Source organism: Micromonospora sp. NPDC004336 (genome assembly GCF_053602615.1).
Window position 1 is genome coordinate 1 of record NZ_JBSGDY010000207.1, and the last position, 9310, is coordinate 9310.

The 9310-nt window shown below is 75.4% G+C and carries 8 protein-coding genes and 2 pseudogenes; 5 read left to right on the plus strand and 5 right to left on the minus strand.

Translation table 11 applies throughout. The features are described 5' to 3' along the window. The 3 genes and pseudogenes from ACWENR_RS27375 to mraZ form a co-directional block, all read right to left on the minus strand. Positions 1-213: pseudogene (locus ACWENR_RS27375) on the minus strand (hypothetical protein); the annotation flags it as partial. Then, positions 203-1316: pseudogene (rsmH, locus tag ACWENR_RS27380) on the minus strand (16S rRNA (cytosine(1402)-N(4))-methyltransferase RsmH). The pseudogenes ACWENR_RS27375 and rsmH, both read right to left, overlap by 11 nt. Before the next feature lie 203 nt (positions 1317-1519). After that, on the minus strand, positions 1520-1951 hold the full coding sequence (gene mraZ / locus ACWENR_RS27385; RefSeq protein ID WP_452279828.1) for a division/cell wall cluster transcriptional repressor MraZ: 432 nt from the start codon (positions 1949-1951) through the stop codon (positions 1520-1522). A 356-nt stretch (positions 1952-2307) separates the two neighbouring features. Between mraZ and ACWENR_RS27390 the strand changes: the two genes are divergently transcribed. Genes ACWENR_RS27390 through ACWENR_RS27400 form a run of 3 tightly spaced genes read left to right on the plus strand, consistent with a single transcriptional unit; the run spans position 2308 to position 4944 of the window. Further along, a complete protein-coding gene (locus tag ACWENR_RS27390) occupies positions 2308-3555 on the plus strand; it encodes a MurT ligase domain-containing protein (protein WP_452279834.1) in 1248 nt (415 codons plus the stop codon). Continuing rightward, on the plus strand, positions 3545-4267 hold the full coding sequence (locus ACWENR_RS27395; RefSeq protein WP_452279829.1) for a type 1 glutamine amidotransferase: 723 nt from the start codon (positions 3545-3547) through the stop codon (positions 4265-4267). The genes ACWENR_RS27390 and ACWENR_RS27395 overlap by 11 nt, the downstream gene beginning before the upstream one ends. Continuing rightward, on the plus strand, positions 4207-4944 hold the full coding sequence (locus ACWENR_RS27400) for a TVP38/TMEM64 family protein (RefSeq protein ID WP_452279835.1): 738 nt from the start codon (positions 4207-4209) through the stop codon (positions 4942-4944). Before ACWENR_RS27395 ends, ACWENR_RS27400 begins: the two co-directional genes overlap by 61 nt. A gap of 244 nt (positions 4945-5188) precedes the next feature. On the opposite strand, the gene ACWENR_RS27405 is transcribed toward ACWENR_RS27400, so the two are convergent. Next, complete coding sequence (locus ACWENR_RS27405) at positions 5189-5845, minus strand: response regulator (protein ID WP_452279830.1); 657 nt, start codon at positions 5843-5845, stop codon at positions 5189-5191. After that, a complete protein-coding gene (locus ACWENR_RS27410) occupies positions 5842-7272 on the minus strand; it encodes a sensor histidine kinase (protein WP_452279831.1) in 1431 nt (476 codons plus the stop codon). Before ACWENR_RS27410 ends, ACWENR_RS27405 begins: the two co-directional genes overlap by 4 nt. A 132-nt stretch (positions 7273-7404) precedes the next feature. Here ACWENR_RS27410 and ACWENR_RS27415 point away from each other — a divergent pair, with 132 nt between their 5' ends. Beyond that, entirely contained in the window at positions 7405-8319 is a 915-nt protein-coding gene (locus ACWENR_RS27415; protein ID WP_452279832.1) for an ABC transporter ATP-binding protein, read from the plus strand. Then, positions 8316-9170, plus strand: coding sequence for an ABC transporter permease subunit (locus tag ACWENR_RS27420; protein WP_452279833.1), 855 nt, complete (start codon positions 8316-8318; stop codon positions 9168-9170). Before ACWENR_RS27415 ends, ACWENR_RS27420 begins: the two co-directional genes overlap by 4 nt. The last annotated feature ends 140 nt before the right edge of the window (positions 9171-9310 follow it).

Genomic DNA, 9310 nt, shown 5'->3' on the forward strand with positions numbered 1-9310 from the left:
GCCCCGCTCGGCCGGCCGCAGCGCGGCGCTGCCCTGGGTCGGGAACTCGCGCGCCCCCCGGGCGCGAGTCTCCCCCAGCCGGCTCGCCCGGTCCGCCCGAGGCGTGCCGGTACCGGTGCGCGTGGCCCGCTCCGCCGCGATCCGGCCCCCCGATCGCGGTGCGCGCTGCCCGCCGCCGGTCACGTCCCGGCGGTCGCGCTTGTCAATAGTCATGTCCCTCCCCCTCTTCGTCCGTCCCTGTCCCGTCCCCCGGGGTCCGTCGGATCCGTCGCGGATCCGGTGGACCCCGCCCCCGGTTGGTGCATCGCCTTGACCCGCCGGCGGTACCGTTCGCGGTCGGTACGCCCCTGCTGCGCCGCGTCCGGGTCGAGTCGCTCCGCCGCCCGCAGCCGCACGGAGGCGGCCCGCGGATTCGCGGCGACCTCCCTCTCCCCGGGCAGTTCGGCGCCCCGGCTGAGCAGCCGGAACGTCGGACCCGACCCGGGCAGTTCGACCGGGAGGTCGACCGGGCCCTTACTGCGGACCCGGTCGGCGAGCGCCGCCTTGGTGAGCCGGTCCTCCAGCGAGTGGTAGGACAGGACCACCATGCGGCCGCCCACGTTGAGCTTGTCGAGCGCGGCCGGCAGCGCCGTCTCCAGCGCTGCCAGTTCCCTGTTTACCTCGATCCGTAAAGCCTGAAACGTTCTCTTTGCCGGGTGTCCCCCGGTTCGTCTGGCCGGCGCCGGAATCGACTCCCGGACCAGCTCCGCCAGCCGCGCCGAGGAGGTGATCCGGGCCCGCTCGCGCTCCCGGATGATCGCCGAGGCGATCCGGCCGGCGAACTTCTCCTCGCCGTAGACCCGCAGCACCCGGGCCAGGTCCGGGTGCGCGTAGGTGTTGACCACCTCCTCGGCGGTCACCCCCCGGGTCTGGTCCATCCGCATGTCCAGCGGGGCGTCCTGCGCGTACGCGAACCCGCGGTCGGGTGCGTCGAGCTGCAACGACGAGACCCCCAGGTCGAACAGGACCCCGTCGACGCCCGGATAGCCGAGCCGGTCGAGCACCTCGGGCAGCTCGTCGTAGACGGCGTGCTCCAGGTGGATCCGGTCGGCGAAGCGGGCCAGCCGGGCGCGCGCGTGGGCGAGCGCCTCGGTGTCCCGGTCCAGCCCGATGAGCACCGTCTCCGGGTGCGCCTCCAGCACCGCCTCGGCGTGCCCGGCGAGGCCCAGCGTCGCGTCGACATGGACCGTCCGCCCGCCCCGACCCAGCGCGGGGGCCAGCAACTCGAGACACCGCTCGAGCAGCACCGGCACGTGCGTGCCGCGTAGCTCCCCCATGTCGACCCCCACTGGTTTGAACCCTCGTCCTTCTGCGCCTGTCGTCGGGCGACGCCTTGCCGTCGTACCGCCAGATCCCCATCCGCTCCCGCCCGCCGGAGGCCGCGGCCCTCCTGTCGGATCGTGCGCCTGGCACCGGGGAAGGGGTGCCAGGAACTCGAAAGCGGGTGGAGATCTCGCAGTACGTCGGGCGCCGTCACGCCCTACAGACCGCCGGGCAACACCCCCTCCTCGATGTCGGCGAAGTCGTCTTCGCTCTCGGCGAGGTAGTTCTCCCAGGCGGCCTTGTCCCAGATCTCCACCCGGGTGCTCGCGCCGATCACGACCAGGTCCCGGTCGAGTGCGGCGTAGGACCGCAGGTGGGCCGGGATCGTCACCCGGCCCTGCTTGTCCGGCACCTCGTCGTGCGCGCTGGCGAAGAAGACCCGGCTGTAGGCCCGGGCCGCCTTGTGCGTCATCGGCTGCGCGCGCAACTGCTCCGCGATCCGCTGGAACTCGGGCATCGGGAAGACGTAGAGGCAGCGCTCCTGCCCTTTGGTGATCACGACACCCCCCGCCAACTCGTCCCGGAACTTCGCCGGAAGGATCAACCGGCCTTTGTCGTCCAGGCGTGGGGTGTGGGTGCCGAGGAACATCGGCCCAACCCCCTCGCCCTTGAGCGGCGTTCGCGGCGCCGCTGACCCCCCGGGCCGGTGGGCCCTCCCGGCCTCACCATTGCGCCCCACTCTACTCCACTTCCCTCCACCCGCAACCAGAATCGCCCGCGTGGCGCGCCCCGCCGCCGCGCGAAACCGCACGTCAAAGGGGGTGGAGCGGAGTGGAGGGCGGCGGGGGCCCGCCGGCCCCGTCCGCTTTCCGACATAGATCGACTCCGTCCGGCCGAGCGCGGTCCGGCCGGCCCGCCGTCCCACCCCGGCCGAACGGTTCGCCGTCGGCGGCGATCTGGCGGGCCCGCCGGTCCGGTAACCTCGCTCGGGTGACGGACGCGAAGATGCCCCTGCGGGCAAAGGTGGCCAGCTCGGTGTCGCGGACCGCCGCGGCGCTGTCGCGGGCCGCGGGGCGCGGGGACGGCTCGGTGATCGGCGGCTGGATCGGCCTGAAGATCGACCCCGACCTGCTGGCCCACCTGTCGGCCGGGCGCGCGATCGCCCTGATCTCCGGCACCAACGGCAAGACCACCACCACCCGGCTCACCGCCGCGGCGGTCGGGGTCCTCGGCCGCGTCGCCACCAACTCCTTCGGCGCCAACATGCCGACCGGGCACACCTCCGCGCTGGCCAAGGCCGGCAGCACGCCCTACGCCGTGCTGGAGGTCGACGAGCACTACCTGGCCCAGGTGCTGGAGGCCACCGAGCCGCACGTGGTGGCGCTGCTCAACCTCTCCCGCGACCAGCTCGACCGGGCCAAGGAGGTCGCCATGATGGCGCAGCTCTGGCGCGCCGCGCTGGTCCGGCACACCGACGTCCGCATCGTCGCCAACGCCGACGACCCGATGGTGGTGTGGGCCGCGACCCCGCCGCCCAACCACGACCACCGCATCGCCCCGCCGCACGTCACCTGGTTCAGCGCCGGGCAGCGCTGGCACGACGACTCGTGGGTCTGCCCCGAGTGCGGCTCGACCATCCAGCGCTCCGGCGACCAGTGGTGGTGCAGCGGCTGCCCGCTGCGCCGCCCGCAGCCGCAGTGGACGGTGGAGGACGACGGCGTGCTCGACCCCACCGGCGCCTGGCACAAGGTCAAGCTCCAGCTCCCCGGCAAGGTCAACGTCGGCAACGCCGCGACCGCGCTGGCCGTCGCCGCCGAGTTCGGCGTCCGCCCCGTCGACGCGGTGCTCCAGCTCGGCACCGTCGCCTCCGTGGCGGGCCGCTACGCGCAGGTCGACCGGGACGGGCGCAACATCCGGCTGCTGCTGGCGAAGAACCCGGCCAGCTGGCTGGAGGCCTTCGACATGGCCGACGTCGCCCCGACACTGCTCTCCATCAACGCCCGGGACCCCGACGGGCTGGACACCTCCTGGCTCTTCGACGTCGACTTCGCCCCGCTGCGCGGCCGGCAGGTGCTGATCACCGGCGACCGCGCGTACGACCTGGCGGTCCGGCTGGAGGTCAACGACGTGCCGTTCCAGCACGTGCGGACGTTCCACGACGCCGTCCGGGCGGTGCCTCCGGGCCGCCTGGAGGTCATCGCGAACTACACCGCGTTCCAGGACATCCGAGCGGAGTTGGACCGTGTCAACTGAGAGCCTGCGTATCGTCTGGATCTACCCCGACCTGCTCTCCACCTACGGCGACCGGGGCAACGCGCTGATCCTCGCCCGCCGGGCGCGCCAGCGCGGCTTCCCGGTCGAGGTGCTGGAGGTCCGCTCCGACCAGCGCCTCCCCTCCACCGCCGACATCTACCTCATCGGCGGCGGCGAGGACGGCCCCCAGGCGCTGGGCGCGCAGCGGCTGCTCGCCGACGGCGGCCTGCACCGGGCGGTCGCCCAGGGCTCGGTGGTCTTCGGCGTCTGCGCCGGCTACCAGCTCCTCGGCACCTCCTTCTTCGCCAAGGGCACCCGGTGCGCCGGGCTGGAGCTGCTCGACTTCTCCTCCGACCGGGGGCCGACCCGGGCCGTGGGCGAGCTGGCCGGCGACATCGACCCGCGGCTGGGCGTGCCGGCGCTGACCGGGTTCGAGAACCACGGCGGCCGCACCCACCTCGGCCCCGGGGTCTCCCCGCTGGCCCGGGTGACCGCCGGGGTCGGCAACGACGGCGCCACCGAGGGAGCCTGGCGGGGCAAGCTGCTCGGCACCTATTCGCACGGCCCCGCCCTGGCCCGCAACCCCGCCCTGGCCGACCTGCTGCTGCGCTGGGCCACCGGCGCGCACCAGCTGCCGCCGCTGGACGACACCTGGCCCGACCGGCTCCGCGCCGAACGCCGCGCCGCGGTGGCCGCCGCCGCCCGGGCATGAACCCCGTCCGGCGGCTGCTGCGCGAGCCGTCGGCCGTCCGGTTCGCGCTGCTGCTGCTCCTGCTCGCCACGTGCGGGGCGGTGCTGCTCGTCGTCGACCTGCCCGAGGCCGGGGAACTGCCCGGGCTGGCCGACCGGCTGGGCGACCTCGCCCCCGTGGCGGCGGTCGTGGGCGGCGCGCTGCTGCTCGTGGCGCTCGTCCCCCGGACGTTCATCACGCTCGCCTCGGGAGCGATCTTCGGCGCGCTGGAGGGCGCCGCGTACGCGCTGGGCGCCGCGCTGCTGGCGGCGGCGCTGGGCTTCGCGGTCGGCCGCGTCCTGGGGCGGGAGTTCGTCGCCGAGCGGGTACGCGGCCGACTGGCCCGGCTCGACGGCTGGTTCGCCCGGCAGAGCGTCCTCGGCGTGGTCAGCGTACGGCTGCTGCCGATCGCCGGCTTCGGCCTGGTCAGCTACGGCTACGGCACCACCGGCGCCCGGGTGCTGCCGTTCCTGGTCGGCAGCGTGCTCGCCTCCGCCCCCACGGCCTTCGGCTACGCGGCGGTCGGCGCGGCGGCCGCCTCCCCGGGCGACGTCAACTGGTTCGCCGCCGCCCCCGCCGCGCTCGGCCTGGTCGCCAGCGCGGTGCTGATCCGACGCTGGTGGCGTGCCGAGCGGCGACGCCGGACCGTCGCGAGCTGAACCGCGCCGCGCCAGGGCACCCCACCCCCGCGCCATGCCGAGGCACCCCCACCCTCGCCCTGTGCCGGGGCACCCCGCCCCCGCGCCATGCCCCCGTCCGGCACCACGCCGGGGGCCCGTCGCGCCGCCTCCTAGAGATCTTGGTACGACAGCGCCCCTCCAGGGGCCATTTCCTACCAAGATCGAACGAGGCGCGAGGCGCGAGGCGCGAGGCGCGAGGCGCGAGGCGCGACGCGCGTTTGCCTCAGCCGGCCGGGGTCACCAGCCCCGCCTCGTAGGCGGCGATCACGAGGTGTACCCGGTCGCGCGCGCCGAGCTTGGTGAACAGGCGGGCCACGTGCGCCTTGGCGGTGGCCACGCTGATCACCAGCTCGGCGGCGATCTCGCCGTTGGACAGGCCCCGGCCGACGAGGGTGAGCACCTCGCGTTCCCGGTCGGTGACCCCGTCCAGGGCGCGGGGCCGGTGGGCCGGCACGGGCCGGCGGGCGAACTCGGCGATCAGCCGGCGGGTGACGCCGGGGGCGATCAGCGCGTCCCCGGCGGCGACCACCCGGACGGCGGCGAGGATGTCGTCCACCGCCATGTCCTTGACGAGGAAGCCGCTCGCGCCGGCGCGCAGCGCGGCGTGCACGTGCTCGTCGTCGTCGAAGGTGGTGAGCACGAGGACGCGCACCGGCCCACCCTGCGCCGTGATCGCCCGGGTGGCCGCGATGCCGTCCGTGCCCGGCATCCGCAGGTCCATCAGCACCACGTCGGGCGCGAGTTCGCGGGCCAGCCGGATCGCCTCGGCGCCGGTGCCGGCCTCGCCGGCCACCATCAGGTCGGGGGTGTCGGCGATCAGCACCCGCAGCCCGGCGCGGACCAGCGGCTGGTCGTCGACGAGCAGCACCCGGACGCTCATTCCGCCCCCGTCCCGGCCCGCTCGCCCACCTCGGCCTGCTCGTCCATCCCGGTCCGCTCGCCCACCCCAGCCCGCCCGTCCGCCCCGGCCCGCCCGTCCGCCCCGGTCTGCTCGTCCACCCCGGCCCGCTCGCCCATCCCGTTCCGCCCGTCCGCCACCGCCCGAGCGCGCTCGCCCGCGCCGGCCCGCTCGCCCACTCCGGTTCGTTCCGTCGCCGCCGACAGCTCCCCCGCACCCGCCGACTCCTGCGCCGTCGGTGGCGTCGGCAGCCACGCCGCCACCCGGAAGCCGCCCTCCGGGCGCGGTCCGGCCTGGAACCGGCCGCCGGCCAGGGCGACCCGTTCCCGCATCCCGACGATGCCGTGCCCCTCACCGCCGACGGCGCCGCCTCGGCCGTCGTCGACGACCTCCACCGCGACCTCGTCGGGGCCCCGGGTGACGGTGACCCGGCACCGGTCGACGGCCGCGTGTCGTACCACGTTGGTCAGCGCCTCCTGCACGATGCGGAACGCGGCGAGGTCGACCTCGGCCGGGACCGGCCGCCCCTCGCCGGCGCGCCGCAGGTCCACCCGCACGCCGGCGTCGGCGGCGGCCACGACCAGCCGGTCGAAGTCGTCCAGCCCGGGCGTCGGGTCCAGCGACGCCGACTCCGACTGCGGGCGGCGCAGCGCGCCGAGCGTACGCCGCAGGCCGGCCAGGGTGTCCCGGCTGGTCGCCTCGATGGTGGCCAGGGCGGCGCGGGCCTGCGCCGGCTGGGTGTCGATGACTCGTGCCCCCACGCCGGCCTGGATGGCGATCACCCCGATGCTGTGGGCGACCATGTCGTGCAGCTCGCGGGCGATGCGCAGCCGCTCCGCCGTGACCGCCTCGGCGGCGGCGTGCGACCGGAGCGCCTCGGCGTAGCCGCGCCGGGCGCGCACGGAGTTGCCGACCGTCCACGCGGTGACGACCGCGAGCACGGAGATGATGGCCCGGCTCAGGGGCTCGCTGCTGGGGTTCACGAAGCTCGCGACGACCTGCACGACGAGCGTCCCGACGGCCACCGGCACCGAGACGCGGCGCGACCGGTTCGCCGCGATCAACCCGACCACCGCGTCGATCGCCAGGAACTGGGCGTACCAGATGTCGGTCAGGTAGCCGCTCTGCGGAACGTTGACGGCGGCGGTGACCACGCACGCCGCGACGAGCATCAGCGCCAGGGCCAGCACCGGTCGGCGCCGCAGCAGGCCGGCGGGCAGCCCCACGGCCAGCAGCGGCACCAGGTAGCGCTCCGGAAGCCACCAGTCGCCGAACCCCACGCCGCTGCGGCTCGACGCGACCGCCGGGGCCATGACGACGGCGACCGGCAGCAGCGCGACGCCGACCCAGGGCAGCACCGCCCACGCCAGCCGCGAGACACGACGCGGGCGGGGCACGGTGGCATCCATGCGGACAAGCTATCCGGCGCGCCGTCGCCCCGGCATCGGCCCGGGGGCGTACGCCCGGGGGCCAGTCGCCGGCCGCCGGTTGTGGCCGCCGGGGCGACGTCGCGCCGGCCGCCGCCCGGCACCGTGGACCACGTGATCGAACTGAACGCCCTGACGAAACGGTACGGCGGCAGAACGGCCGTCGACGACCTCACCCTGACCGTGCGCCCCGGTCACGTGACCGGCTTCCTCGGTCCCAACGGGGCCGGCAAGTCCACCACGCTGCGGATGATCCTCGGCCTCACCACGCCGACCAGCGGCAGCGCCACGGTGGACGGGGTCCGGTTCGCCGACCGGCCGCGCGGGCTGCGCCATGCCGGCGCGCTGCTCGACGCCGGCGACGTGCACGCCGGGCGTACGGCCGCGGCGCACCTGTCCGCGCTGGCCCGCAGCAACGGCATCGGCCGGGCCCGGGTCGACGTGGTGCTGCGGGAGGTGGGGCTGGCCGGCGCCGCGAACCGGCGCATCGGCGGGTTCTCCCTCGGCATGCGCCAGCGGCTCGGCATCGCCGCCGCCCTGCTCGGCGACCCGCCCGTGCTCCTGTTCGACGAGCCCTTCAACGGCCTGGACCCGGAGGGCGTGCGCTGGGTGCGGGACCTGTTCCGGCGGCTGGCCGACGAGGGCCGGACGGTCTTCGTCTCCAGCCACCTGATGAGCGAGATGGAGCACTGCGTCGACCGGCTCGTGGTGCTCGGCCGGGGCCGGCTCATCGCGGAGCAGAGCCTGGCCGAGTTCGCCGCCCGCGGCACCCGCGCCAGCGTGACGGTGCGTACGCCCGAGCCGGCCGCGCTGACCGCCGCGCTGGCGGCCGAGGGCGCGCAGGTCGTGCCGACAGACGCCGGGGCGCTCGTGGTGGCCGGTCTGCCGGCCGCCCGGATCGGCGACCTCGCGCTCGCCCACGGCATCGGGCTGCACGAACTGACCACCCGCACCGCCTCGCTGGAGGAGGCCTTCATGGAGCTGACCGCCGACAGCGTCGAGTACCACGCCGGGGAGGAGACCCGATGACCACGACGATCGAACGGACCCGCCGGTCGACCGTGACCGCGGCGCCGGCCCGGTTCCGCGACCTGCTCGCCGCCGAGTGGATCAAGCTGTGGTCGCTGCGCTCGACCCGGTGGACGCTGCCGCTGGTGTTCCTCTTCGTCGTCGGGGTGAGCGTGCACGCCAGCCTCGCCGACTACCGGAACTGGCCGGGCTACCCGGACGGGAGGCGGGAGATGTTCCACCTGTACGGGCCGGCGCGGGACGCCTTCCCCGAGGCCGGCTACCTGCTGCTGATGCTGGCCACCACCAGCGTCGGCGCGCTGACCGTCGTCGGCGAGTACCAGAGCGGGCTGATCCGGGCCACGTTCGCCGCCGTTCCCGCCCGCCGGTCGGTGGTGGTCGCGAAGGCGGCCGTGCTGGCCGCGGTGATGCTCGTGCTGGGCCTGGTCACCGCGGCGACCGCGTTCTGGGCGTCCCAGGCGATCCTGTCCGGGCGGGACGCCGGCTGGTCGATCGGCGACCCGGGGGTGGCGGGGGCGGTCCTGGGCAGCGCCGTGCTGGCGCCGGTCTGCGCGCTGATCGGGATGGGGCTGGGCGCGGTGATCCGGCACGCCGCCGGGGCCGTCGTGGCGGCCACCGTGCTGCTCGTGCTGCTGCCGCTGGTGGTGGACAGCGACACGCACCGGTGGATCGCCGAACTCCGGCACGTGCTGCCCGTCCCGGCCTGGCAGCGGCTGACCCAGGTGCACCCCGACGTGCTGAACCCGGATCCGTTCCCGGCCACGGTCGCCGGCTCCTGGCTCGCGTACGCCGGCTGGTCCCTGGCCGCGACGCTTGTCGCCGTGGTCGTCGTCCACCGTCGGGACCCGTAGCCGCCACCGGCGGGGGGCCGCGCCGGCCGGGGTCGGGCAGGCGCCCCCCGTCGATGATCGAGCGCGGCTACCAGGACTTCGCCGACCGGTGGAACCCGATCCTCGACGTCTTCGACTCCGTCGGGGTGCGCTTCGCCCAC

Excerpts from the sequence above, each read along its gene's own strand:
- ACWENR_RS27410 (WP_452279831.1), bottom strand. The coding sequence starts at position 7,272 with ATGGATGCCACCGTGCCCCGCCCGCGTCGTGTCTCGCGGCTGGCGTGG.
- ACWENR_RS27390 (WP_452279834.1), top strand. The coding sequence starts at position 2,308 with ATGCCCCTGCGGGCAAAGGTGGCCAGCTCGGTGTCGCGGACCGCCGCG.
- ACWENR_RS27420 (WP_452279833.1), top strand. The coding sequence starts at position 8,316 with ATGACCACGACGATCGAACGGACCCGCCGGTCGACCGTGACCGCGGCG.
- mraZ (WP_452279828.1), bottom strand. The coding sequence starts at position 1,951 with ATGTTCCTCGGCACCCACACCCCACGCCTGGACGACAAAGGCCGGTTG.
- ACWENR_RS27405 (WP_452279830.1), bottom strand. The coding sequence starts at position 5,845 with ATGAGCGTCCGGGTGCTGCTCGTCGACGACCAGCCGCTGGTCCGCGCC.